We start from the raw sequence: 22,369 nt of genomic DNA, 5'->3' as shown, positions 1-22,369 counted from the left end.
AATAACTGAGATGAAATTAATGCGGGGCAAATGCCCCGCTTTTTTTGCACTGCATTTTCCCCTGCGTTCTGTGCTACAGTTTTAGCTTTCCCCTTATAGACTGCTAAGCGCATGCTCGAATTTTGGTTCAATCCGCAAATTTCTGTCCTGAAAAAATTTATGATTTTCGCTGTTATTGCTGCCGCGACAGCTGCGCTGTATTGGATGGAACCGCTGAAACTGGATGCCATTTTGATGTTTCTGGGCACCGGCATTATTTTTCTGATCTGCCGCTACTGCAAGATTCATTTCGCTTACAGCAACCCCACTGGGCTGCTGTACCGCCTGCTGACCTGGATTCCGATCGCCTTGCTGCTGGCGCTGATTTTCATGAATATGAAAGAAGGCGAGATTTTAATTCCGGGCGCGCAAGGCATTGGCTTTATGGCGCTGTCGATCTGCATTTTCTCGCCGCTGTCGCTGCTGAATGCGCATCAGCCGAAAAATGACGCCAAGTAATGCTGGATTTTTTCTATTCTGAACGCTTCAGCCGTGAAATCAAACTGATGGTTTCAGCAGCGGCCTGCACGCATTGAGAATCCTGAGTCTAAAAATAACCGCCGGCGGGCGCTATGCGCAAGGTTTTCAACTGCTGCCGCTTGCGCTGCCTCTGCTGGGGCTGGCATGGACCATCTCCGCCTTGCCTGCGCCTCACCTGCCTTATACCGCAATGCAAGCGCTGGGCTTTATGGTGATTGGCTTCATGCTGCCCCTGATTTACAAAAACCGCGCCAAACGCTTTGAATAGCGCGGCGCGGCTGAGTTTTTTCGAGTACAGGCCAATCCTATAATTGAACAGCTTGGATGCTTTACTCGCCTAAGCGGTAATACTCATAGCGCACATTCGGATCTTTATACACGGCGTACGTCCGCTGCTGGAAGTCAGACACCCAATTTGAACCGGTATAGGCCGCAATATGGCCATACACGTGCTTTTGCGTGCGGTTGATAATATAAATATCGCCTTTTTGCGGACGGTCAAAAGCCAAATTAATTTTTTGATAGCCAATTTTGCGCAGCGTGCTGCCCCAGTCTGCTGCAGCCACGGGATGGCCATTCAATTTTGCGCCTGCCGATTCCAAAGCGATGCGCACGCTCTTTGCGCACTTTTGACCGCTGGTTTGCGCAGTAACGCCGCGCAGGCGCTGGGCAAATTTATCAATATCGATACGCTGGCCATTATTGGCGCCAAAGACGCTTTTATGCTTTGAACTGGCCTTTGCATTTGCACTGAACGATTTTTGCGGAGAAGGCGGGCGTTTGCCTTGCTGTGAACGGATCACGATTTCTGCTTTGACTGGGCCATGCGCATTCTGCATGTCCACGCTTTGATCATAAACCATTCTTGCAACAACCTCCTCTGCAATCAAAATTGATCGAGTTTACAAATTTTAACCGTAGAGGATGGTACGCTTAGATGAAAATTATTGCATATAAAAAATGTAATAAAATTTAAAAAACAGATCTTCATACTATTCAAATGATTATTTTTCAGCACTTTTTTATAAAAAATAAACAGCAGCAACTGCATAAATTCAGTGCAGATTTAAAAATTTAAACGGTAATATTCATATTTTAAGCCATCTTCTTTATACACATCGTAACTTTTCTGCTTAAAGTCCGACACCCATTGCGAGCCGCTGAATCCGGCAATATGGCCATACACATGCTTATTGGTGCGCCGGATAATATAAATATCGCCCTCCTGAGGATGATCAAATTCCGGCTGGATCTGCTTAAAGCCGATTTGAGTCAAGGTATCGCCCCAATCCGAAGCGGCAACGGGATGGCTGCCGAAAACAGCGCCCGCGCTTTGTAGCGCCATGCGGATGCTGCGCGCGCAGCGTTTTGAACTGGCCAGCGCCTGAATGCTGTCCAGTTTCTGCACAAATTTATCAATGCTAAAGCCGGAATGATCAGTATTGAAATCGTCAGCTCTGTCCGTATCGGATGCTTCCTCCTCTGCCGGCGTCCAGCGATAGCGTACGGCATGGCCATTCTTGATGTCATGACTGCTGTTCGCCGCATAATTCAGCGCACCATTCGGTCTAAAGCGGTTTTGATTCACACTGGCTGGACTGGACGCAGAAGCGGCATGGTTCAATTCAGTGCGGCTCGAGCTTTCAGAAGCCTTCGGCGGAACTGCATTCGAGGGCTGAACCGCCTGAGGATCGAAACTGGTTCGGCTGGAATACTGCGGCCGGCTGTTTTCCTTGCGGAGAATCACCTGCATGGGCGCTTGATGATCATTTTGATGTATTTCAGTCGGGTGCATATCAACCAGCATACGCGTTCCTCTCAGTCCCTGTAAAGAATCCGCTGCTGAATCTTGGGCAGCAGCGTTTTGACGCATTTGATACTAAAAAGCCAAACTTAAAACTTCTTTATATAAATGTAATTCATTCTTAGCAACTTGATTGCGAAGCGCAATTTTTTGCAGCGCGCTTTTGCTCCGCGCTGGCGCTTTTCCCATCAGTTCAAGAGCCATGCTTACAGCGCAAAGCGGCCATCGCATCTTTGCTCCAATGCGCTGGCGCATCCCGCAATTTGAATCGGCTAAACAGTTTTATCTGCCGCTAAAAACGGCTAAGATGTGCGGTCAGCAAAACCAATTTTTATGAGAGTGATATGCGCCAATATTTAGACCTTTTACAGCACATTCTTGATCACGGCGGCGATAAAGGCGACCGTACCGGTACAGGAACCCGCTCTGTATTTGGTCATCAAATGCGCTTTGACCTTTCTCAAGGTTTCCCCCTGCTGACCACGAAAAAAGTTCACTTCCGCTCCATTGTGATTGAACTGCTGTGGTTTCTAAAAGGCGATACCAATGTTCAGTATCTGCAGGACAATAAAGTCAGCATTTGGGATGAATGGTCTACCGCAGAGCAAACTGCGCGCTTTGGCCGTCCAGAAGGCGAACTTGGCCCAGTTTACGGCCATCAATGGCGCAACTTCGGCGCAACCAAAAATGCTGACGACACCTACCAGCAGGACGGTTTTGACCAGATTGCCTGGCTAATCAATGAAATCAAAACCAATCCCAATTCACGCCGCCTGATTGTTTCCGGCTGGAATCCAAATGAAGCCGGCAATGTCGCGCTGCCGCCGTGCCATACCCTGTTCCAATTCTTTGTCCAAGACGGAAAACTGTCCTGCCAGCTGTATCAGCGCAGCGCGGACGTGTTCCTTGGCGTGCCGTTCAACATTGCCAGCTATGCGCTGCTGACCCATATGATTGCGCAGGTCTGCGGCCTCGGCGTAGGCGATTTTGTCTGGACTGGCGGCGATACGCACTTATATATCAACCATTTTGAACAAGCCAAACTGCAGCTCAGCCGTGAGCCGATGGCGCTGTGCCAATTGAAGCTCAATCCAGGCATTACAGACCTGTTTGATTTCAAGTTTGAAGATATTGAAATCACCGGCTATGAATCCCATCCCGGCATTAAAGCGCCGGTCGCGGTTTAAACTGATCCTGCACCCTCTCCTCTGCACGCTTTAAGCCTTGCCTTAAAGCTCAGTGCAAGAGAAGATCAGGGAAGCAGCTTGAAGCGCTTTCTGGCCAATGAGCGTTCTGACCCGATTAAGGCACAGGACGTTTAAATACAATTTTCATCCCGCTCTTGCTTTAAAAACAAACCCAGCCCCGCTTTTTCAAGCTGAGGGACATGGCGCTGCAAGAGCGGGATTCAAAAGACAAGGGACGGTAAAATGTCATTTCAAAATTTAGAAGTCGTTCATGTGGTCGCAATGGATCAGCAGCGCTGCATCGGCAAAGGCAACGCCCTGCCTTGGCATATTTCCGCTGACCTGAAGCACTTTAAAGAGATCACCCAAGGCGGTGTTGTCGTTATGGGCCGCAAGACTTTAGAATCAATGGGGCGCACTCTGCCTAAACGCGTCAATTGGGTGATTACCCGCGACGCCAGCTGGAATTATGAAGGAGCCAAAGTGGCGCACAGCATCGACGACGCCTTGGCTCAAGCGGCAGCCGATGTTCAGGCCTCTGAAAAGCCAAACAGTATTTTTATTATTGGCGGCGGCGAAATTTTCAAGCAAACAATGGACATTGCAGACCGCTTGGAACTGACCCATGTTGAGCTGGATGTCCAAGGCGATGCGCACTATCCGGCCATTCCGGCTGAATTCACTAAAGCAGCCTCAGAGCAACATATTGACGACAAAACAGGGATTGCTTTTGAGTTTGCAACCTACCGAAAATAAAGAAAATATCGACATAAAAGAATAATGATGCTGCAGCAGGACACACGGCAAATGATCAAAACAATCGGGCTGAACATGCTGCATGGCGCATTCAGCTTATTTGTCATTTGCTCATCCATTTGGCTCTGCATGGCGCTGTGGATTCAAGAGCCGGTCAGCTGGCTCTGGAGCCGGATCCTGATCGGCGCATGGGCCGCGTTTGCCCTCAGTATTTTAGGCATTTATGCATCTCGGCATTTTTTCAGCCGCAAAAAAGACATCATCATCTATATCTTAGGCTTTCTCTGCAGCCTGTTTTGGTATTTTGGGCTGCCCGCCAAACAAGACCGTGAATGGGCGCCTGAAGTATCCCGAATGCTGCATTATGAACAGCGCGGCGACATCATCACGCTGCATAATATCCGCAACTTTGACTGGCATGCCGACGGCACTTATACCAAGCGCTGGGAAACCCGCCAATTTGACCTGAATCAAATCACCGGGGTCAATATCATCACGTCCTATTGGATGGGGCCTAAAATTGCCCATACCCTGGTAAGTTTTGATTTTGCCCACAGCCGGCCGCTGACTTTTTCTATTGAAATCCGCAAAGAAAAAAATGAAGAATTTTCAGCCATTGGCGGTTTTTTCCGCAAATATGAGCTCAGCTTAGTGGCTGCTGATGAAAAGGACATTGTCTATACCCGCAGCAATGTGCGCGGAGAACAGGTTTATTTTTTCCCAGTGAATATGCCGCCATCTGAACGCAAGGAACTGTTCAAAGAATATTTGCATAAAGCCGATGATCTGGCCGCCCATCCGAAATGGTACAACACGCTGACCAGCAACTGCACAACGCTGGTTTTTGATATGGTGCAGGCCGTTTCACCGCAGAAACTGCCGATGGATTACCGCTTATTCGCTTCCGGCTATCTGCCGAATTATCTGTATGATTTGCACGCCATTTCACAGCAATGGAATATGCAGGCCTGGTATCAGCGCGCGCATATCAATCCGCGCGTCAGCGGCTTCAAGCAGATCAGCAGCGCAGATTTTTCACGGCTTGCCCGCAAAGGGCTGCCTGCACCTGGACAATAAATACACCTGAATAATACTGCGTCTGGATAATCAAAGTACGCCTGCATTCAGCCGGAAGCATCAATGCCTTGATTGCTTGAACTGCCCATTTTTAGCAGGCCGATTTTTATAAGTTCAATTCTGCAAAAACCCAGGCATTAAAATAAAGATACAAATACGGCTGGTGATTTGGCTAAATATTTGTTTATATAAACGATACTTACTGAGAACAAGAGAATCCGACCATGCTTAAAAAGCTGCTTTTAGCTGCGGCACTTGGTTCTGCTGTCATCATCAGCGGATGTGAAAGTGTTCAAACGGTGCAACGCGTCAGCGACAATTTACAGCTGCTGCAAAATAAAACCTGGATTGCCACCCAGATCGGCAATACCGAAATTCAAACCTCGCCTTCCAGCCGGAATATTCCCAGCATCCAATTTGATGAAGCCACCAAGCGCGTATCCGGTTCTGACGGCTGCAACCGCCTGACTGGCGCCTATGCTGCCGGCAACGATACGCTGAATATGAGCCAGCTGGCCAGCACCCGCATGGCGTGCCTGAATAACGGCGATCTTGCGCAAAAGTACAATGAAGCGCTGTCCAAGGTCACACATTATCAAGTGTTCGGCAAAACACTGAAACTGATGGACCGCCACGGCAACCTGCTGATTCAATATGAAAGCGCAGTACAGCCGCGCTGATCATTCACAAAGCCTGCATCCATGCAGGCTTTGCTTTTTCCGGCATCCCAGCATTGCAGCTGGCAGAAATGCCCCGATATATTTCTCATAAATAAAAAATAGGAAGAAAAATTATGCAACATGCATTATTCGGCGGCGGCTGCTTCTGGTGCACAGAAGCTGTTTTCTTACAATTAAAAGGCGTCAGCGCAGTCACTAGCGGCTATGCCGGCGGGCATGTGCAGCAGCCGAGCTATGAGCAAATCTGCAATGGCGATACGCAGCATGCCGAAGTGATTTTAGTGCAGTATGATGAAACGCAGATCAGCTTCGCGCAACTGCTGGATGTATTCTTTGCAACCCATGATCCCACCACGCTCAACCGCCAAGGCAATGATGTCGGCACGCAGTACCGCTCGGTGATTTATTATTTTAATGACACGCAGCAGCAGCAGGCGGAACAGGCCATTGACGCGCTCAAAGCGGAAGGCCTGAAGATTGTGACCGAACTCAGTCCGGCGCCGATTTTCTATCCCGCCGAAGACTATCATCAGAATTTCTTTGCCCGCAATCCATCACAAGGCTACTGCAATTTTGCCATTCCGCCCAAATTGATGAAGCTGCACAGCAAATTCCAAGACTTGCTGAAAGATTAACGCCTTCCCGGCTGAAATGGCGAAGCGCAGCCGCCGCTGCGCAAATCTCCAGTCAGAAAGCAAAAAAAGTGGCCGAAAGGGCCACTTTTTTATCCGCATCAAACTGATGCTTTAATCTCATCAACTGTCTGTCAATTGTCTGTTGCAAAGGCAATATCACTGAGTCCGGCTTCGCTCGCGCGTGACATCACTTGCGCTACAGTATCATAGCGTGATTCTTTGTCTGCTTTTAAAATCACTGTGGGCTGGCGCGGCGCTTTGCCTGCTTCAGCAAAGCGCTTTTCCAGCTCTTGCAGCGTAATCACTTGGTCATCCCAAGCAACGTCGCCATTGGCATTAATGCTGACCTGCACCTTTTGCGGCGGCAAATCAACAATATCCGCAGTGGTTTTCGGCAAGGTTAATGGAATTGATGGGTTGGCAACGGTCGCTGTCACCAAAAAGATGATCATCAATACCAGCATAATATCAATGAGCGGAATGAGGTTCATCTCAGTCATGCCCGAATCGTTATCTTCACCCAATTGAAAAGCCATTAAGCTTGACCTCCAACTAAACTTTCCTGCGCTGTTTTCACTTCAGCTTTTTTTGCAGAGTCTTGCTGTAGCATAGTATCGATGAGTAGACCATGCGCCTGATCTTGCAACTCATTGCTTAGGGTGCGGTTAAAACGCACGGCAATGTTGTAAGCCAATACCGCTGGAATCGCCACAGCCAAACCTAAGCCCGTCATAATCAGCGCTTCGCCGACCGGTGTCGCCACTTGCGCAAGGCCTGCCTGCCCGCTTTTGCCGACAGCAACCAAGGCATGGAAGATGCCCCATACGGTGCCGAACAAACCGACAAATGGCGCAAGAGAAGCGATTGTGCCTAAAACAGAGACACCCTTTTCCGCATTGGCTTTTTCCGCCGAAATTTGACGCAGCAGCGCCTGTTCAGCAACCGCTTTGCGCTGTTCAAAGCTCAGCGGCGCACATTTCGCTTTCAATGCGCTTAATGCATCGGACAAGCGCTGATAAGCCGCTTGCTTCAATTGGCGTGTGCCCATAATGCGCAAGGCAAAAATAGTCCACGTTGCAATCGACATGGCCAGCAGCACAAAATACAGTGTTTTGCTGACTGCATCGGCATGCTGCCAATAAACTGAAAAGTTCATACTCGAACTCCTAAAGGGTTAGCCGGTTATTTAAGCTGAAAATCGAATGGCGCTTCCACATTGACTAGCGGATAAGCCACTCCATTTTCGACATATTTAGTCAATGCGCCACTGCGTTTTATAGAATATGCGACTTTGCGCTCTACCGCAGGGCTGCAATTGGAATTTTTGACCGAAGTCGAAGTAATTTTGCCGTTTACATCGGCGCCAATCACCACCACCAATGAACAAGATGCTTTCAGCTCGCCTCGCGCAAAGCGGATCTGCGGTTTTTGCTGCCAAGAAACCCCGCCGCCCAAAGAAGGGCTCTTCGGGCCTGGAGGCGCTGCGGGCTGGGCTGGCGGCTCTGCAGGCTTAACCGCAGGCGCCGGTTCTGGCGCTGGACGGCGCGTTTCAGAAATAGCCGAGGAGACAATCGGGCTAGTCTTAGGCGCCTCTGCCGGTTTAGCTGCCGGTTTCGGTTTTTCCGCTTTCTTCACCTGCTCGACTTTTTCCACTTTTTTAGGCGGCGGCGGCAAAGGCTTGTCGACAATTTTCACTTCTTTCGGTTTAGGCGGTTCTTTTTTAGGTTCTGGCTTTGGTTTTGGCGGCAAAGGCTTTGGCGCTTCCTCCAATTTGACAAAGCGGACCTGAATCGGTTTTTTTTCTACAGGCTTGAGTTCAGGAGTCTTCATTTGACCAACGGCCCACAGCACACCGGCATGCCCAATCACGACCGCTGCCAGCGCAGTGATCACTTTCTTTTTCATTGGATTTGGAGCAGGCATCATGGGGGCAGAAGATTGACTCATTAAAATCAGTTACCTTGAAGAAGCAATTGCGCTGCAAATTGAAAAATTCAACCAGCATTTAGATTTGCAATCAAGCGCATCGTTTAACGCAATAAAGTGGCTCAATGATAAATGAGAAGTGTTTTCATTTGCAACTATTAATTTGGCTATTTTTATGGCTTTTTCAAATGCAGCGCGCAAAAATAAAAAGGCATACTTTGAGTATGCCTTTTTCATTCAAAATTCAAAATGCTTACTGGAACACCACGGTTTTATTGCCATCGACAATAATGCGGTCTTCCAAGTGCCATTTCACTGCACGCGCCAGCACATTGCGCTCGACGTCCTGGCCCAGTTCACGCAGCTGCTCAACGGTAAAGTCATGGCTGACGCGCTCGACATCCTGCTCAATGATCGGGCCTTGGTCCAAATCGGCAGTCACATAGTGCGCAGTTGCGCCAATCAGCTTCACGCCTTTCTCATGCGCCTGCTTATATGGGTTTGCGCCCACAAAGGCCGGCAGGAAGGAATGGTGAATATTGATAATTTTCATTTCCCATTTCTTCACAAATTCTTCGTCCAGAATCTGCATGTAGCGGGCCAGCACCAGCAAGTCATTGCCTTGCATCAATTCATCAATTTTTGCATAGGCTTCACGCTTGTTTTCTTTATTCACCGGTACGACTTCAAACGGAATGCCGAAGTTTTCGACCGATTCACGCAAATCGTCATGGTTGGACACCACTTTGGTGATTTCACATGGCAAGCCGCCGCGTGAATGGCGCCATAAAAGCTCCAGCAGCGCATGATCGACTTTCGAGACCAAAATTCCGACTTTTTTCACATCGCTGACCAAAGCCAAACGCCAGTGCATGCTGTAACGGGCAGCCACGTTATTTTCAAAAGTCTGCAGCAAATTTTCTTTACGGCTTTGCAGACTGTCCAATTCAAATTCAACACGCATGAAATAGCGCCCGCCTTGAGCTTCAGTCGCGTATTGATCAAGTGCGGTAATATTTGCTCCATGATGATACAAAAAGCTCGATACAGCCTGCACAATACCCGGCTTATCTTCGCAGGTAATGAGCAAGCGTGCAGTATTTGCAGTCGACATATTCATTTTGATGTGTATCGCTAAATCTAATTAATTAAAAACAAGCCGAGTATTCTAACGCGTTTTACCCCCAGACTAAATAGCCCGGGCAAAACATTCATCAGCGCCCTGCCTGGCTGGCCTTAGAGCGCTAAAAAACGGCGCCGCCCAATAAAAAGCCGCTCCCTGAGAGCGGTTTTTTTGATGATTCTGCGCACGCCGGGAATGGGCTGAAGCTATTCACTATCCGCCGCTTTATGCGAGGATAAGCTGGCGAACAGCTCGGATTCGCCCATGGTTTCCAGCAGATGCTCATAGGTTTGACGGCTTTCACCGCGCAAATACGCGCCTTCCAGGAAAACCATTTGGCGCAGCGCCTGCCATACCCAGCGTTCTTCCAGATGGTTGGAATCGGTAATATGGCCAGACATGTACAGGAAATTGGTCCAGTTGGTCAGCACGATCCACAGGTTAATGATCAAGGCTTCAATTTCCGAATTGGTCATTTCCATTAGGCCGGCATCCACAAAGGCGCGGTAAATTTTTTGCCCCTGCTGCATCACCTGACCGGCAAAACGCGGATACATTTTGCGGAAATCAATATTGTTTTCCACCAGATGATAGACATCGCGGTGCAGGAAGCGGTAAGCCCACAGCTGGCTGCTCAGCACTTGGAAATAACGGATTTTATCATTGGCATCCAGCTGGCGGTCATCCGGCAGTGCGAGCATTTCCAATGTTTCCTTTTGGTACTGCTCCATCAGCTTTTTGATGATTTCGCTCTTGTTGCGGAAATGATAATACAGATTTCCAGGGCTCATCCCCAATTCGGCGGCAATATGATTGGTCGTAACAGAACGTTCTCCACGCTCATTAAACAGCTGCAGGCTGAGCTGCAAAATGCGTTCTTTTGTTTTCAGCGTCTTCGTTTGGGACATTCTAAAATAACCATGAGTTCAATGAGTTAAATGACTAACACATAAAGTGGCTTGACTAATTAGAGCATTTACTCTAAAAATTACTTAATCGCTTATTCAAAATATGGCAGCGCGGCATGAACAGTCAAACAAAAACAACAGCTATGACACCACATTCATTTGAAATTCAGCACTTGAGTGAAGTGCTCGAACAGCAAAAATACGCTTATTTGCGCTACCCTTTGCCAACGGCAAAAGAGCGCATTGACCGCTTGGCGCGGCTTAAGCGTATCTTAGTTAAGTACCAAGATCAATTTGCCGACGCAATTAATCAAGATTACGGCAACCGTTCCGTCAGCGAAACCAAAATTGGCGAACTGCTGACCTGTTTGGAACACATTAAGTATTATAGCAAGCATTTAAGCGGATGGATGAAACCATCAAAGCGCCACGTCGGCATTATTCACCAGCCGGCGAAAGCTTGGGTGCAATATCAGCCTTTAGGCGTTGTCGGCATTATTGCGCCGTGGAACTATCCTTTATTGCTGTCGATTGGCCCGCTGATTTGCGCGCTGGCCGCCGGCAACCACGCCATGATCAAAATTTCCAGCTCATCGGCGGCTTTTGGCGCAGTGCTGGAAAAAGCCCTGGCTGAAGCTTTCCCGCAGGAACTGGTTGCGGTTGTGAATGGCGGCGGCGCGATTTCGGACGCTTTCAGCCATTTGCCTTTCGATAAGATGATTTTCACCGGCTCGACCAATGTCGGCAAAACCGTGATGGCGGCTGCCTCTGAAAATCTCGTGCCGGTTATTCTGGAGCTGGGCGGCAAGTCCCCGGTGCTGGTGCATCCGTCTATCGATTTGCAGGATGTCGCAGAACGCCTGGCAGTCGGGAAATTATGGAATGCCGGCCAAACCTGCGTTGCTCCGGACTATTTATTCCTGCCGCGCGGCGCAACTGCAGAATTTATCGACCGCTTTAAGGCCTGCGCAGAAAGCATGTATCCGCGTTTTGCTGACAATCAGGATTACACCTCGATTATCAATGACAAGCAGTACAAGCGCCTGCAGGGCTATTTGGAAGATGCCCGCGATCAGGGCGCGCAGATCATTGAAATCAACCCGCAGCAAGAAGATGTCGCCGCTGTGCGCAAAATTGCGCCAACCCTGCTGACCGGCGTCACGCCAGACATGCAGATTATGCAGCATGAGATCTTCGGGCCGATCCTTCCAATCATGGAATATGATCAAATTGACGATGTTATTGAGTTTATTAATAGCCGTCCGCGCCCACTTGCATTATACTATTTCGACTTTGATCAGGCGCGTGCCGACTATGTCGCACAGCGTACCCATTCAGGGCATTTCGGACAGAATACTGTACTTACCCATGTTGCACAGGATGACTTGCCATTTGGCGGCGTCGGCGCATCTGGGATGGGGAAATATCATGGTCCCGAAGGTTTCTTCAGTTTGTCGCATGAACGTTCAGTAATGTCGAATCCAAAGCTGTACAGCTTGAAATTCATTCTGCCGCCGTTCAATAAGCCGATTCACAAACTGATTTCGAAGACTCTTCTTCGATAAATGATCAAGGCATGAGCGGTCACACCAGTTGATGCTCCGTTTTCGATTAAATCGCTTGTCTTTTAAGCGTATTTTTGATATAAAACGCCCCTTGAATGAATTCATCCGTTTATTTTGACTGGCCATACAGATTTGCTGTTGGCTAAATCAATGGAGTTACACCATGTCTAAGGTTTGCCAAGTTACCGGCAAGCGTCCAGTCGTTGGTAACAACGTCTCACACGCCAACAACAAAACTAAGCGCCGGTTCGAGCCGAACCTGCACCACCACCGTTTCTGGTTAGAAAGCGAAAAACGTTTCGTACGTCTTCGTTTAACCACTAAAGGTATGCGTATCATCGACAAATTGGGCATTGAAAAGGTTGTTGCTGACCTTCGTGCTCAAGGTCAAAAGATCTAAGGAGTCTGAACCATGCGTGATAAAATTCGCCTAGTTTCTTCTGCTGGTACAGGTTATTTCTATACCACTACTAAGAACAAACGTACTATGCCGGAAAAAATGGAAATCAAAAAATTTGATCCAAAAATCCGTCAACACGTAATTTTCAAAGAAGCTAAAATCAAATAATTTTAGCTTTTTGAGAAAAAACGGCCCAACCAGGCCGTTTTTTTTTGCATTTTTTTTACTCTGCTTGCTACACTTTCTTCATATTTTTGGCATTTTTTGTGCTTATTTTCATTCCCCTTAACTTTGGCTTAAGGAGTTCTTAGTGCCCCATGATGTAGAACTCATCATATTGCTGGCTGTCGGTTTTGGCTTAGCTTTAATTTTTGGCTATGTAGCGGCCCGTTTGCGCCTTCCGCCGCTGATTGGCTATTTAGTTGCCGGCATCATTATCAGCCCCAACACCCCTGGCATCGTTGGGGATATCCACCTTGCCAACCAGCTGGCCGAACTGGGCGTCATGTTTCTGATGTTCGGCGTCGGCATGCATTTCTCCCTGAATGACTTAATGCAGGTACGGCGCATCGCCTTGCCGGGCGCAATTCTGCAAATTGCTGTTGCAACCCTGCTGGGCATGGGCGTCTCCATGATGTGGGGCTGGAATTTTGGTTCTGCCTTAGTCTTTGGCCTGAGCCTGTCTTGCGCCAGTACGGTAGTGCTGCTGAAAGCCTTAGGTGACCGCGGCCTGCTGAACTCCGTCAACGGTAAAATTGCCGTCGGCTGGCTGCTGGTCGAAGACCTGGTCATGGTTTTGGCCTTGGTGCTGCTGCCGGCAACAGCGGTGCTGCTGGGCGGGCAAGCTTTGGCAGGCAGCGCGGATGAAAATATTTGGCTGATGCTGGGCATCACCCTGCTGAAAGTCGCCGGCTTTATCGCCTTTATGCTGATTATCGGCAAGCGCCTTGTGCCGATGATCATGCAGATTGTGGCGCGCTTAGGTTCACGCGAACTGTTTACGCTGACTGTTGTTGCCGCGGCAGTATCCATCGCTTTTGGTGCCTACAAGTTTTTTGGCGTCTCGATGGCCTTGGGCGCATTCTTTGCCGGCATGGTGGTGAAAGAGTCTGACTTCAGCCACCGCGCGGAAGAAGAAACCCTGCCGCTGCGTGAAATTTTCGCCATTTTGTTCTTTGTTTCTGTCGGCATGCTGTTTGATCCGCGCATTATCATTGAGCAGCCGCTGCATGTATTGGCGGTAATCGCCATCATTATGATCGGCAAAACCATTGCCGCCATGGCGCTGGTGCTGTTTTTCCGCTATCCCATCAATACCGCGCTGACAGTCGGCGCCAGCCTGGCGCAGATTGGCGAGTTCTCGTTCATTTTAGCAGCGCTGGGCGTTTCGCTGAATTTGCTGTCAATGGAAGGACAGAACCTTATTTTAGCCGGCGCGCTGATTTCCATTACCCTGAACTCTTTTGTCTTTTCTGCCGTGGAGCCGATTCAAAACTGGATCCGTGAACGCTCGAATTTGGCCCGTTTGCTGGAGCGCAGCGCTGACCCCCTGGCCATGCTGCCCGATGAGGTCTCACAGGATTACCTGCGCGATCAGGTGGTGATTGTGGGCCATGGTGAAGTCGGGCGCCGCATTACCCGCAGCCTGATGGATGAAGAGATTAAAGTGGTCATCGCGGAAGAAAACCGTGAAATTGTTGAAACCCTGCGTGAAAAAGGCATTGCGGCCGTGTGCGGCCTCGCGACCGAACCCAGCGTGCTGATTCAAGCGCATATTCAGCATGCGCGCCTGCTGGTGCTGTCGCCGATGGATATTTTGGATATTCATAAAATTGTCGATATCGCCAAAACCCTCAACCCGAAAATTCAAGTGCTGGTCTGTGCAGAAAGCAAGGAAGAAGCCGAAGTGATCCGCAAAGACAATATTGGCGAAGTGTATTTTGCCAAAGAGGAAATGGCGAAAAACATGAGCAATCATATTTTGAACCAAATCCAAATTGCGCATCATGAAGCGCCGACGCATTAAATGCCCATTTTCAGCCATAAAAAAACGCGCTATTCAGCGCGTTTTTTTATCTTTTAGATTCGATTCTTTTAACTCATAAACTGCGGTTTTTCATCAACTACTTCTGCCTGCCATTCATTGACCTGCTTTTCCAGCAGGCTGAACAAGGCAGCCTGAATCATCTGCTGTGCAACCACAGGAGTTTGATCCCCCAATAAAGCTTTCACTTCTTCATTAAACTGAATTGTGACCAGGGGCTCTTTTTCAGACCCAGCATTGCGCAACGCCAATTCACCGCTTTCCAGCTGAACCAGTTCCAAAACCGCTTCCTGATTTCCAAATAACTCTTTCAATTGCTCTATAGACATAGTTCCTCCATGCGCTACATGGCGGCAAAGGCACATGCGCTTTGCATTGCTTAGATAATTATATATCGGGGCCGATTTTATAATTTCAAGCGCCGCGCATTGGCTTAGAATTCCACCATTTCATTGCGGAAACCGTCAATCAGCTGAGTCAGTTCACGATGCCATTCACGCAGGATTTTGGTATCCGGCAGCCAAGCCTGCGGCGTTTGCGTCACTTTAATAATCAAGTTGGATGAGGTCTCATCTTCCGGCTCTGGCGCTGACGGTTCAGGCGCATACTGGCACATGCGGTACGCGCGCTTCAATTCTGCAATAAAACCCTGTTTCGCCAGCTGCTGCATCACTGAGACTTCTGGAGAAACCTGGCCTTTGGCCGCCATAGTGTCTTCAATTGATTTTAAAGTGGGTGCAGGATCATTTAAGCGGTAGTAACGCACCAATTCCTGCAGAAAAGCCAAAACTGCGCCCTGCAGATGAAATACAGCAGACTCACGCAGCGCCTGCGCTTGCTGAACATGATCGACCTGCTCGGCCTGCTGGCAGGCAAGGCGGGCAAAATACAGTTTTTGATTGGTGCGGTCAGCATGGAAACGGGGGACACGGGACATTCTGAATTTCCTAAATTGGGGCGTTTGCTACACGATTAAGCTTAAACTTTATTTTGGCTAAATCACAATAAATATTATGGACGATCGATTTCAATTAAATAGATTTTGCGTTTGACTTTCACAGTTTTCATGGACATTCTTCTTCACCGTTTTTAAAGCGGAATCTATCAATATCGATCTCAGCCTGCCCGCCATGCAGGCCTAAAAAAAGGAGCAACCATTGCTCCTTTTTCTGTATTTAAGCTTGCGGCTTATCTTCCGCAGCTTTTACGCGGATGCCCATGCCTTTCACTTTCAGGGTGTTCAAGCCTTTAATCGCTTTTACAGCTTCACGGCCATTCGGCATTTCCACAAAACCAAAGCCTTTTGATTTGTTCGTTTCCTGATCCATGACAACCACGGCTGATTCCACTTTGCCGAAAGGCTTAAACAGCTCAGTCAGCTCCGCTTCAGTGATCGAACGCTCTAAGTTACGTACTAAAATTTTCATTTATGTTTCCAAATAGGCAGCATCATCAAAAAGCATTTGCCTATTTTTGCTTTTTGAACTTGCGCGAGGTCTCACGCCAAAGGGCTATTTTAATCGAGATCGATGCCAAAATCTAAATTAATCGACTTGCGTTCAATCAGCGCGCTTTTCACCGTCTGTTCCCGCGGGCGGTAATGCGTTTCGCTGGTGCATAAATTGCGGGTCAAATCATTCAGAAAATAGCTTTGCACCGTGCGGCCCTGCTCATCCACCGTATCGCGCGCCCACATATTCAGATTCTGCTTGGTCAAGATCAGTTCATTCTGCGCACGGGTCAGCGCCACATACAGCACACGGCGTTCTTCTTCCACTTCGTCAAAATTGCCCTGCGCGCGCGCATGCGGATACTGCCCGGCAGAGACATTCGCCACATAGCAGACTTTCTGCTCTGTGCCTTTGGCGGAGTGGATGGTGATCAGCGTGACCACATCATCTTCGGACTGGCGTTCAATTTCAGAAATCGACACCGGATCGAGCACATACTCTTCTAAAAATTCGCTGAGCTGGCCATGTTTAGATGCCAGCTGCTTCACCAGCTCAAAATCGCCCTGACGGCGGTGCCAGTCTTTTTTGTAATTTTCCGACAGCTGTTCTTCAATGGCTTGAATCGCAAGGCTGACGCATTCTTTGACTTCCTGACGGATCACCATCATCTGCTTCATCATCAGAATGGCCTGATCCGGCACTTTGCCGAATTTTTCCAATTTCTGCGCAATGGCATCCATTTCAGGCTCCAGCAGCAGCTGATGCGACAGCTTGCTCGCGCCAACATCGCCCACGCCGTTCCATAAAGTCAGAAAGCGCATCCAGGCGATATCATCCATTGGATTCGCCACCACGCGCAGCAGGCTAAGCAGATCTTTTACATGCGCCGTTTCCAGCAGCTTCATGCCGCCAATAAAACGGTACGGCACATTGCCGGCGATGCAGGCGGCCTCAATATGGCGCGCGGCAAAGCTGGAACGCACCAGCACCATATGTTCATTCCATTTCGCGCCTTGCAGGTAGTGGCGTTCTTTAATATCGACCGCAATCCATTTAGCTTCATCAAATTCATTCGGGAAAATATGCATTTTCGGTTTGATCCCGTCGCCGCGGTACGCATCCAAATGCTTATCGTATTTGATCGGACTTTGATCCAGCAGCCAGTTCGACAGGTCTAAAATTTCCTGTGTCGAGCGGTAGTTTTTTTCCAGTTTAAAGATCTGCGCATTCGGCACCCGTTCTTTAAAATGATGGATATTTTCAAAATCTGCCCCGCGGAAACCGTAAATCGACTGCGCATCATCGCCCACACAGAACAGATGCACTTTATCTTTCAGCGGTTCCAGCAGCGCCCACTGCAAAGGGTTGGTATCCTGCATTTCATCAACCAGCATATGCTGGCAAATGGAAGAGACATAATCCACCAAGCCCTCGGACTGCGCCAAAGCCGATGCCACCACCGCTAAAATATCGTCATAGTCCAAAAAACTGCGGTCATGCTTGCGTTTTTCATATTCTTTCATGATCTCCGCAATTTCGTCTTTCATGTCCAAAAATTCAGGCAGCTGTTTTTCCAGCGCCAAACTGAGTTTTTGACGGGTATTGCGCGCAAAAGAATACAGGTCGCAGAGTTCTTTCGGTTTCGGCAGCTGATTCGGATTCTTTTTATCGTCTTTGCCGCGGATCAAGCGGAACAGCATCATCTGATCATCACGGTCGATAATCGAAAACTGCTCTAGGCCAAAGGCATTGGGAATGCGGCGCAGCAAGTACATGCAGAAGGTGTGAAAGGTCGATGCACGCAGGCCTTTGGCCTGATCGCCCAGCGCCAATTCCACCCGCGCTACAATTTCGCTGGCCGCGCGGCGCGTAAAGGTGAGAATTTGAATTTGGTTGGCCGGTACCCCTTGATCAATCAGGTAAGCAGCACGCGCCACAATGGTTTTGGTTTTGCCGCAGCCCGCGCCAGCCAAGACCAGACTGTGCTGGGTTTCTGTAATGGCGGCTTGTCGTTGTTGAGGATTTAATTCATCAATCAGGCTGGCTAAACTCATGGTGTCTCATCGCGCTAGGGAGACGGCTAGTTTAACAGAGCTGCCTACCAAAACTTCAATAATTCCAGCTTATTCACCTTAAGCTCATTTACTGCTTTCTGAAAATCTAAAAGAATTCCTTCACTCAAAATATTTTTATCAGATTTTCCATCGATATCGTTCACCAATTTTCCATAATGGAATCGAATTACTTTTCCTGCATCTATTTGTTTCATTGTTAATAAGTCTGAAGATGCTAAAAATATCCTATTTAATTCACTATCTTCATGACCTTTCAAATATTTTTCATCATAATGAATACTTCTTAGCACTTTCAAAATTTCTCTTTTATTTTCTTAGAAGGCTGTATATTTAGCACCAATTATCGCTGTATAAAGCCCAGAAATAATCCCTGATATCACCCCTGTGACTAAGCTCAATAATATATCGGTCATTTAAATACCTACCTCTTTTTTATAATTTTCCAAAAATCAGATACACAATAGCGACATGGATGTCGCTTTTGCGCTGAAGGTATATGGATATACCTTCAGCGCAATAAAAGATTTTTGTTACTTTTGATCTTTCAAAAGTAAAGAGAAAAGAACAACAGACTCTTCTAAATTTCTTTCCGCATTGTCCAAAGCATCCTGCAGAGTACAGCCTGACGGGTTAATCCCTATCATCTGACTAAAGCCTAAATCGTACAGCGCCTCAAAGCCTTCGCCCAGCAATCCCGCAAAAGCAATCACAGGCTTATTCAAATGCTTTGCCAGCTGCGCAACCCCATAAGGCGTTTTGCCCAACTGCGTTTGAAAATCAATTTTGCCTTCACCCGTCAGCACATAATCCGCCTGCGCCATTTTTTCCGCCAAATGATACTGCTCAATGACCAATTCCACACCAGAACGAATACTAGCACCAGTAAAAGCCAGCAAGCCAAAACCCAAACCGCCTGCAGCGCCCGCACCTGCCATATGCTGATATGAAGCGCCAATTCCTGTTTCAACGATATCGGCAAAATGACTGAGATTCTGATCTAAAAGCTTGACCATCTCTGCATCTGCGCCTTTTTGCGGCCCAAACACATAAGACGCGCCATTTGGCCCACAGAGCGGGTTATTCACATCACTGGCAATCATGACCTCTGTTTGCTTTAAACGCACATCTAAGCCGCTTAAATCAACGCTCTGAATGCGGTTCAGGCTGCCGCCGCAAGCGTGTACAGGATTTCCCTGCACATCCAGAAATTTTGCACCCAGCGCCTCTGCCATGCTTGCGCCGCCGTCATTGGTCACACTGCCGCCTAAACCCAGAATGATCTTCGTCACGCCTAAATCCAGTGCCTGCACGATCATTTCACCCGTGCCAAAGGTTGAAGTCTTTAAAGGGTTACGCTGTTCGGGCGTTAATAAATCAATGCCATTGGCCTTAGCCATTTCAATCACCGCGGTTTTGCCGCTGTCGACCAATCCCCAATAAGTGTTGATCCTCTGCCCCGCCAACGGCCCCTTCACCTCACATTCCACCCGCTGTCCAGCCAAGGCCGCGATGAGCGCATCTACTGTGCCCTCTCCGCCGTCTGCCATAGGCACTTGAATGCACTGCGCATCGGGGAAAACCCGCAAAATGCCGCGCTGCATGGCATCACAGGCTTGCTGTGCAGTCAGGCTTTCCTTGAATGAATCCGGCGCTAAAACAAATCTTTTCATTTTGGATCTTTTTTTATTCATCCTGCAAAGTGAAGCATGTTTCATCGATCTTTTCCTTTAGACTAAATAAAATCAAGCTCAAAATTTAAGGTCAGAAAAAAGATGATGTCCCGAATTAATTTAGCTCAGGCAGCCCCGGATTTATATAAAAAAGTCGCCGAACTGGATGCGCTGGCAATGCAAAAAGTACAGCAGGCCCAGCTGAATGAAGGCTTTGCGCACCTGCTGAAACTTCGCGCTTCGCAAATCAATCAATGCGCGTTCTGCATCCGCCTGCACACGCAAGATGCGCTGAAAACAGGTGAAACAGCTGAGCGGATTGCCTTGCTGAATGCTTGGCGTGAAACCGAATATTATGATCAGTCTGAACGCGCTGCGCTTAGCTTGATGAAAGCCATCACTTTGATTGCAGAAGGCCAAGTGCCCGATGCCGTGTATGAAGATGCGCTGCCTTTCCTGACGGATGATCAAATTACCGCTGTGGAATGGCTGGCGATTGTGATTAATGCATGGAACCGCATTGCCATCAGCAGCCGCTACAGCGTTAAGCCCTAAGCGCTGAATGTCAAAAAATCCATGAAAAAAGCCGAAGTGCATGGCTTCGGCTTTTGCCGTTCAAAGGCTTTAAGCATCCGTTGAACTTTGCGGCACATCATGCTTAATGTAAGACGCAAAAGTTAAATAGTTGATGCCCTGGAACAGAATATCCACAGCCAGGAACAGCCCCAGCACCCAAAACGGCGCATCAGGTGATTTTAAGATAATGATGCCAGTAACCAGCGTCAGCAGGCCTGAAAGCAAGGTCCAGCCCCAGCCGCGCAAAGTCCGGAATAGAATCGCGTTAACAATACGGATTACACCGGCAATAATTAAAACAATAGCCAAGAGGCTGGTCAGCACAATGGCCGTTTTTACTGGCGTCGTGAATGCATAATAGCCCGCAGCTAAATACAGCAAGCCAAACAGCGCCCACAGCCAGCGGAATCCGCCATTAAAAATCTTAAATGCTGCGATAAAATGCAGAATGCCGCCGATCATCATCAGCATGCCAAAAATAAACACTACGGACAATGTGGCAAAAGGCAGTGACGCCAGCAAAACAATGCCGAAAATCATCAGCAAAATCCCCAAACCGATATACCACTTACGGTTCTGGTGCAGCTGACTGCGCACTAAATCATTTCCTACAGTTTTCATGCTTATTCTCAAGTCTTACATAAGGATGCCTTAGTTTTAACACGATCTGGCGCGAAGCAAAAGCGCCAAAGTTATTCACATTGGCTGCTGCAGCTGTGGATAAGTTCTGCGTTATCCCCAATAGCGCCTATTTGATCCAGCCGACTTCTTTTGCCGTTTGCGCATTAATCAAGGTTTGCGCCAAGCCATCCGGCATCTTGCTTGCTGTTTGCGAAACGGGAATATGCCCCGCCATCAGTTCGGCTTTGGCCTGCGGAAATAAAGGTTTTTGATCCGGATAAGCATAGCCAGCCGGATAAACAGGCTGGCCCGTGGCCATTTCATATTTATCCGTTGCGCCAAAGGCATGCAGCAGCTCATGCACCAGCACCACTTTGTTTTGCTCAGCCTGCTTTTTTGAAGCAAATAGATTTACTGAGCCAATGCGGCCATTTTCCAGCGCGGTTGAATGCTTTAACTCACGGGTTTGTTTTGGATCATAATAATTCAAAAATAAGATCAAGCTCGGCGCGCCATCCGCCTTTTCATACTGCTGCCACGCGTAATAGCGGAATTTCAAGCTCCACAGCATCACATCCCAAAGCTGAGCATGCTCCGGCACTTTGGGCGGCAGCGCTTTCAGCTCACGGCCCATGGTGAAATAGAAATACGTCGGCTGTCCACGGTACTGCTGGGCGTGATCCTGCAAATAAGCTTGCGCCCCTTGCAGATCCTGAATGGACAGCTGCTGAATATATTTTTGCGTAGTGGCTAAGCCATCTGCATTAATCGGATGCAGCAGCACAAAAACCGGCTTGCTCCAATCTTGATTTTTATCTTTCCATGCGTTGACCGCTACGATCAGCAAAATCAGCAGCAGGCAGGCAATCCGAATTTTTTTCCACATAGATTCAACTCAATGCCGTTTTCGTTATTTTTAAATGCACAGAAGGCTGGCGATGCACAAAGTGATCCCAAATATTTTGATACAGCAGGCGCTGGCTGTTCAATTCCGCCTTGAAGCACGCTGCGGCCAAACTGAACCAATCATATCCGCTATGTTCTGCACCCAGAGTACCGATTATTCGGAATGCAATAAACCATAAAAACGGACGCAATTTCAATCACCTTTCAATTCGGTTCATAAAATTACCCGAGATCATCCGCGCTGTACAGCTGGTTGATCTGAACACTCGTTTCTTCAAATAGTTCACAAATCACCGTTCGGCCCGCGAGTTTGCCCTACTCTTCCTCAAATATACGGCCAGAAATTGCCTTTCACCCGTGTCATCAGCAATCTTTTAAACTGGCCATCAATCTTAGTGAACGGATCGGAATCATCTCCAGCTCAATAATGCTGAATAATAATGATT

Annotated in this window: 30 protein-coding genes; 12 read left to right on the top strand and 18 right to left on the bottom strand. The window is 48.2% G+C overall.

Features of this window, described 5'->3' with window-relative positions:
• Nucleotides 1–111 precede the first annotated feature (111 nt).
• Nucleotides 112–498: a hypothetical protein gene (locus ACE3T3_RS07445; RefSeq protein WP_374665533.1), complete on the top strand. Its 387-nt coding sequence runs from the start codon at nucleotides 112–114 to the stop codon at nucleotides 496–498.
• Nucleotides 499–571: 73 nt separating this feature from the next.
• Nucleotides 572–787, top strand: coding sequence for a hypothetical protein (locus tag ACE3T3_RS07440; protein ID WP_374665531.1), 216 nt, complete (start codon nucleotides 572–574; stop codon nucleotides 785–787).
• Nucleotides 788–848: 61 nt separating this feature from the next.
• Here ACE3T3_RS07440 and ACE3T3_RS07435 read toward each other — a convergent pair whose 3' ends face one another.
• The 3 genes from ACE3T3_RS07435 to ACE3T3_RS07425 all read right to left on the bottom strand — a co-directional run bounded on the left by ACE3T3_RS07435 (nucleotide 849) and on the right by ACE3T3_RS07425 (nucleotide 2,578).
• Nucleotides 849–1,382, bottom strand: coding sequence for a CHAP domain-containing protein (locus ACE3T3_RS07435; RefSeq protein ID WP_374665529.1), 534 nt, complete (start codon nucleotides 1,380–1,382; stop codon nucleotides 849–851).
• A 203-nt stretch (nucleotides 1,383–1,585) separates the two neighbouring features.
• Nucleotides 1,586–2,107: a hypothetical protein gene (locus tag ACE3T3_RS07430; protein WP_374665583.1), complete on the bottom strand. Its 522-nt coding sequence runs from the start codon at nucleotides 2,105–2,107 to the stop codon at nucleotides 1,586–1,588.
• 291 nt (nucleotides 2,108–2,398) lie between these two features.
• Entirely contained in the window at nucleotides 2,399–2,578 is a 180-nt protein-coding gene (locus tag ACE3T3_RS07425) for a hypothetical protein (RefSeq protein ID WP_374665528.1), read from the bottom strand.
• A gap of 89 nt (nucleotides 2,579–2,667) precedes the next feature.
• Here ACE3T3_RS07425 and thyA point away from each other — a divergent pair, with 89 nt between their 5' ends.
• The 5 genes from thyA (at nucleotide 2,668) to msrA (ending at nucleotide 6,658) form a co-directional block, all read left to right on the top strand.
• Nucleotides 2,668–3,510, top strand: coding sequence for a thymidylate synthase (thyA, locus tag ACE3T3_RS07420; protein WP_374665526.1), 843 nt, complete (start codon nucleotides 2,668–2,670; stop codon nucleotides 3,508–3,510).
• Between the two features lie 243 nt (nucleotides 3,511–3,753).
• Nucleotides 3,754–4,266, top strand: coding sequence for a dihydrofolate reductase (locus ACE3T3_RS07415; RefSeq protein WP_374665524.1), 513 nt, complete (start codon nucleotides 3,754–3,756; stop codon nucleotides 4,264–4,266).
• 51 nt (nucleotides 4,267–4,317) lie between these two features.
• The gene (locus ACE3T3_RS07410) at nucleotides 4,318–5,343 is read left to right on the top strand and encodes a DUF4105 domain-containing protein (RefSeq protein WP_374665522.1); all 1,026 of its coding nucleotides are present in this window, start codon (nucleotides 4,318–4,320) and stop codon (nucleotides 5,341–5,343) included.
• Between the two features lie 224 nt (nucleotides 5,344–5,567).
• Entirely contained in the window at nucleotides 5,568–6,023 is a 456-nt protein-coding gene (locus ACE3T3_RS07405; RefSeq protein ID WP_374665521.1) for an META domain-containing protein, read from the top strand.
• 113 nt (nucleotides 6,024–6,136) lie between these two features.
• The gene (msrA, locus tag ACE3T3_RS07400; protein ID WP_374665519.1) at nucleotides 6,137–6,658 is read left to right on the top strand and encodes a peptide-methionine (S)-S-oxide reductase MsrA; all 522 of its coding nucleotides are present in this window, start codon (nucleotides 6,137–6,139) and stop codon (nucleotides 6,656–6,658) included.
• A gap of 131 nt (nucleotides 6,659–6,789) precedes the next feature.
• Here the strand turns inward: msrA and ACE3T3_RS07395 are convergent, their stop codons facing one another.
• The 6 genes from ACE3T3_RS07395 to ACE3T3_RS07370 all read right to left on the bottom strand — a co-directional run bounded on the left by ACE3T3_RS07395 (nucleotide 6,790) and on the right by ACE3T3_RS07370 (nucleotide 10,615).
• On the bottom strand, nucleotides 6,790–7,194 hold the full coding sequence (locus ACE3T3_RS07395) for an ExbD/TolR family protein (protein WP_374665517.1): 405 nt from the start codon (nucleotides 7,192–7,194) through the stop codon (nucleotides 6,790–6,792).
• Nucleotides 7,194–7,814 (bottom strand): MotA/TolQ/ExbB proton channel family protein, encoded by a 621-nt coding sequence (locus ACE3T3_RS07390; protein ID WP_374665515.1) that lies wholly within the window; start codon nucleotides 7,812–7,814, stop codon nucleotides 7,194–7,196. Before ACE3T3_RS07390 ends, ACE3T3_RS07395 begins: the two co-directional genes overlap by 1 nt.
• A gap of 26 nt (nucleotides 7,815–7,840) precedes the next feature.
• Nucleotides 7,841–8,605 carry a TonB-dependent receptor gene (locus ACE3T3_RS07385; protein WP_374665513.1) on the bottom strand — a complete coding sequence of 255 codons (765 nt, stop codon included), beginning with the start codon at nucleotides 8,603–8,605 and terminating at the stop codon, nucleotides 7,841–7,843.
• Nucleotides 8,606–8,614: 9 nt separating this feature from the next.
• Nucleotides 8,615–8,821 (bottom strand): hypothetical protein, encoded by a 207-nt coding sequence (locus tag ACE3T3_RS07380; RefSeq protein ID WP_374665511.1) that lies wholly within the window; start codon nucleotides 8,819–8,821, stop codon nucleotides 8,615–8,617.
• 16 nt (nucleotides 8,822–8,837) lie between these two features.
• Nucleotides 8,838–9,704 carry a formyltetrahydrofolate deformylase gene (purU, locus tag ACE3T3_RS07375; protein ID WP_374665510.1) on the bottom strand — a complete coding sequence of 289 codons (867 nt, stop codon included), beginning with the start codon at nucleotides 9,702–9,704 and terminating at the stop codon, nucleotides 8,838–8,840.
• A 209-nt stretch (nucleotides 9,705–9,913) separates the two neighbouring features.
• Nucleotides 9,914–10,615, bottom strand: a complete 702-nt coding sequence (locus ACE3T3_RS07370) for a TetR/AcrR family transcriptional regulator (RefSeq protein WP_374665508.1) — start codon at nucleotides 10,613–10,615, stop codon at nucleotides 9,914–9,916.
• Between the two features lie 116 nt (nucleotides 10,616–10,731).
• On the opposite strand from ACE3T3_RS07370, the gene ACE3T3_RS07365 reads away from it, so the two are divergent.
• From ACE3T3_RS07365 to ACE3T3_RS07350, 4 genes are all read left to right on the top strand, one after another.
• Nucleotides 10,732–12,180 (top strand): coniferyl aldehyde dehydrogenase, encoded by a 1,449-nt coding sequence (locus ACE3T3_RS07365; RefSeq protein ID WP_374665506.1) that lies wholly within the window; start codon nucleotides 10,732–10,734, stop codon nucleotides 12,178–12,180.
• A 163-nt stretch (nucleotides 12,181–12,343) separates the two neighbouring features.
• Nucleotides 12,344–12,580, top strand: a complete 237-nt coding sequence (gene rpmB, locus ACE3T3_RS07360; protein WP_000048256.1) for a 50S ribosomal protein L28 — start codon at nucleotides 12,344–12,346, stop codon at nucleotides 12,578–12,580.
• 12 nt (nucleotides 12,581–12,592) lie between these two features.
• The gene (gene rpmG / locus ACE3T3_RS07355; protein ID WP_001205031.1) at nucleotides 12,593–12,748 is read left to right on the top strand and encodes a 50S ribosomal protein L33; all 156 of its coding nucleotides are present in this window, start codon (nucleotides 12,593–12,595) and stop codon (nucleotides 12,746–12,748) included.
• 142 nt (nucleotides 12,749–12,890) lie between these two features.
• Nucleotides 12,891–14,606: a cation:proton antiporter gene (locus ACE3T3_RS07350; protein WP_374665497.1), complete on the top strand. Its 1,716-nt coding sequence runs from the start codon at nucleotides 12,891–12,893 to the stop codon at nucleotides 14,604–14,606.
• 68 nt (nucleotides 14,607–14,674) lie between these two features.
• Here ACE3T3_RS07350 and ACE3T3_RS07345 read toward each other — a convergent pair whose 3' ends face one another.
• The 6 genes from ACE3T3_RS07345 to ACE3T3_RS07320 all read right to left on the bottom strand — a co-directional run bounded on the left by ACE3T3_RS07345 (nucleotide 14,675) and on the right by ACE3T3_RS07320 (nucleotide 19,820).
• Nucleotides 14,675–14,953 (bottom strand): hypothetical protein, encoded by a 279-nt coding sequence (locus tag ACE3T3_RS07345; protein ID WP_374665495.1) that lies wholly within the window; start codon nucleotides 14,951–14,953, stop codon nucleotides 14,675–14,677.
• Nucleotides 14,954–15,057: 104 nt separating this feature from the next.
• Nucleotides 15,058–15,561: a DUF6586 family protein gene (locus ACE3T3_RS07340; RefSeq protein WP_374665493.1), complete on the bottom strand. Its 504-nt coding sequence runs from the start codon at nucleotides 15,559–15,561 to the stop codon at nucleotides 15,058–15,060.
• Between the two features lie 238 nt (nucleotides 15,562–15,799).
• Nucleotides 15,800–16,051, bottom strand: a complete 252-nt coding sequence (locus ACE3T3_RS07335) for an RNA recognition motif domain-containing protein (protein ID WP_374665492.1) — start codon at nucleotides 16,049–16,051, stop codon at nucleotides 15,800–15,802.
• Between the two features lie 89 nt (nucleotides 16,052–16,140).
• Nucleotides 16,141–18,129, bottom strand: coding sequence for an ATP-dependent helicase (locus tag ACE3T3_RS07330; RefSeq protein ID WP_374665490.1), 1,989 nt, complete (start codon nucleotides 18,127–18,129; stop codon nucleotides 16,141–16,143).
• Between the two features lie 44 nt (nucleotides 18,130–18,173).
• Entirely contained in the window at nucleotides 18,174–18,446 is a 273-nt protein-coding gene (locus ACE3T3_RS07325) for a hypothetical protein (RefSeq protein WP_374665488.1), read from the bottom strand.
• A 234-nt stretch (nucleotides 18,447–18,680) separates the two neighbouring features.
• On the bottom strand, nucleotides 18,681–19,820 hold the full coding sequence (locus ACE3T3_RS07320) for a glycerate kinase (RefSeq protein WP_374665486.1): 1,140 nt from the start codon (nucleotides 19,818–19,820) through the stop codon (nucleotides 18,681–18,683).
• Nucleotides 19,821–19,925: 105 nt separating this feature from the next.
• Between ACE3T3_RS07320 and ACE3T3_RS07315 the strand changes: the two genes are divergently transcribed.
• Nucleotides 19,926–20,375: a carboxymuconolactone decarboxylase family protein gene (locus tag ACE3T3_RS07315; protein WP_374665581.1), complete on the top strand. Its 450-nt coding sequence runs from the start codon at nucleotides 19,926–19,928 to the stop codon at nucleotides 20,373–20,375.
• Between the two features lie 69 nt (nucleotides 20,376–20,444).
• Here the strand turns inward: ACE3T3_RS07315 and ACE3T3_RS07310 are convergent, their stop codons facing one another.
• The 3 genes from ACE3T3_RS07310 to ACE3T3_RS07300 all read right to left on the bottom strand — a co-directional run bounded on the left by ACE3T3_RS07310 (nucleotide 20,445) and on the right by ACE3T3_RS07300 (nucleotide 22,114).
• A complete protein-coding gene (locus ACE3T3_RS07310) occupies nucleotides 20,445–21,017 on the bottom strand; it encodes an HdeD family acid-resistance protein (RefSeq protein ID WP_374665484.1) in 573 nt (190 codons plus the stop codon).
• A gap of 127 nt (nucleotides 21,018–21,144) precedes the next feature.
• Complete coding sequence (locus tag ACE3T3_RS07305) at nucleotides 21,145–21,903, bottom strand: hypothetical protein (RefSeq protein ID WP_374665482.1); 759 nt, start codon at nucleotides 21,901–21,903, stop codon at nucleotides 21,145–21,147.
• A 4-nt stretch (nucleotides 21,904–21,907) separates the two neighbouring features.
• Nucleotides 21,908–22,114: a hypothetical protein gene (locus ACE3T3_RS07300; RefSeq protein WP_374665481.1), complete on the bottom strand. Its 207-nt coding sequence runs from the start codon at nucleotides 22,112–22,114 to the stop codon at nucleotides 21,908–21,910.
• Between the last annotated feature and the right edge of the window lie 255 nt (nucleotides 22,115–22,369).

It is taken from the genome of Acinetobacter sp. (assembly GCF_041919735.1).
Lineage (GTDB): Bacteria > Pseudomonadota > Gammaproteobacteria > Pseudomonadales > Moraxellaceae > Acinetobacter.
This window is presented reverse-complemented; position numbering and strand designations above follow the sequence as displayed.

Coding starts and splice junctions, on each gene's coding strand:
- ACE3T3_RS07340 (WP_374665493.1), bottom strand. CDS start 15,561: ATGTCCCGTGTCCCCCGTTTCCATGCTGACCGCACCAATCAAAAACTG.
- ACE3T3_RS07320 (WP_374665486.1), bottom strand. CDS start 19,820: ATGAAAAGATTTGTTTTAGCGCCGGATTCATTCAAGGAAAGCCTGACT.
- ACE3T3_RS07410 (WP_374665522.1), top strand. CDS start 4,318: ATGATCAAAACAATCGGGCTGAACATGCTGCATGGCGCATTCAGCTTA.
- ACE3T3_RS07310 (WP_374665484.1), bottom strand. CDS start 21,017: ATGAAAACTGTAGGAAATGATTTAGTGCGCAGTCAGCTGCACCAGAAC.
- ACE3T3_RS07435 (WP_374665529.1), bottom strand. CDS start 1,382: ATGGTTTATGATCAAAGCGTGGACATGCAGAATGCGCATGGCCCAGTC.
- ACE3T3_RS07405 (WP_374665521.1), top strand. CDS start 5,568: ATGCTTAAAAAGCTGCTTTTAGCTGCGGCACTTGGTTCTGCTGTCATC.
- rpmG (WP_001205031.1), top strand. CDS start 12,593: ATGCGTGATAAAATTCGCCTAGTTTCTTCTGCTGGTACAGGTTATTTC.
- ACE3T3_RS07395 (WP_374665517.1), bottom strand. CDS start 7,194: ATGGCTTTTCAATTGGGTGAAGATAACGATTCGGGCATGACTGAGATG.
- msrA (WP_374665519.1), top strand. CDS start 6,137: ATGCAACATGCATTATTCGGCGGCGGCTGCTTCTGGTGCACAGAAGCT.
- ACE3T3_RS07445 (WP_374665533.1), top strand. CDS start 112: ATGCTCGAATTTTGGTTCAATCCGCAAATTTCTGTCCTGAAAAAATTT.
- ACE3T3_RS07365 (WP_374665506.1), top strand. CDS start 10,732: ATGAACAGTCAAACAAAAACAACAGCTATGACACCACATTCATTTGAA.
- ACE3T3_RS07385 (WP_374665513.1), bottom strand. CDS start 8,605: ATGAGTCAATCTTCTGCCCCCATGATGCCTGCTCCAAATCCAATGAAA.
- purU (WP_374665510.1), bottom strand. CDS start 9,704: ATGAATATGTCGACTGCAAATACTGCACGCTTGCTCATTACCTGCGAA.
- ACE3T3_RS07335 (WP_374665492.1), bottom strand. CDS start 16,051: ATGAAAATTTTAGTACGTAACTTAGAGCGTTCGATCACTGAAGCGGAG.
- thyA (WP_374665526.1), top strand. CDS start 2,668: ATGCGCCAATATTTAGACCTTTTACAGCACATTCTTGATCACGGCGGC.
- ACE3T3_RS07330 (WP_374665490.1), bottom strand. CDS start 18,129: ATGAGTTTAGCCAGCCTGATTGATGAATTAAATCCTCAACAACGACAA.
- ACE3T3_RS07370 (WP_374665508.1), bottom strand. CDS start 10,615: ATGTCCCAAACGAAGACGCTGAAAACAAAAGAACGCATTTTGCAGCTC.
- ACE3T3_RS07345 (WP_374665495.1), bottom strand. CDS start 14,953: ATGTCTATAGAGCAATTGAAAGAGTTATTTGGAAATCAGGAAGCGGTT.
- ACE3T3_RS07305 (WP_374665482.1), bottom strand. CDS start 21,903: ATGTGGAAAAAAATTCGGATTGCCTGCCTGCTGCTGATTTTGCTGATC.
- ACE3T3_RS07315 (WP_374665581.1), top strand. CDS start 19,926: ATGTCCCGAATTAATTTAGCTCAGGCAGCCCCGGATTTATATAAAAAA.
- ACE3T3_RS07425 (WP_374665528.1), bottom strand. CDS start 2,578: ATGCGCCAGCGCATTGGAGCAAAGATGCGATGGCCGCTTTGCGCTGTA.
- ACE3T3_RS07380 (WP_374665511.1), bottom strand. CDS start 8,821: ATGAAAAAGGCATACTCAAAGTATGCCTTTTTATTTTTGCGCGCTGCA.
- ACE3T3_RS07415 (WP_374665524.1), top strand. CDS start 3,754: ATGTCATTTCAAAATTTAGAAGTCGTTCATGTGGTCGCAATGGATCAG.
- rpmB (WP_000048256.1), top strand. CDS start 12,344: ATGTCTAAGGTTTGCCAAGTTACCGGCAAGCGTCCAGTCGTTGGTAAC.
- ACE3T3_RS07390 (WP_374665515.1), bottom strand. CDS start 7,814: ATGAACTTTTCAGTTTATTGGCAGCATGCCGATGCAGTCAGCAAAACA.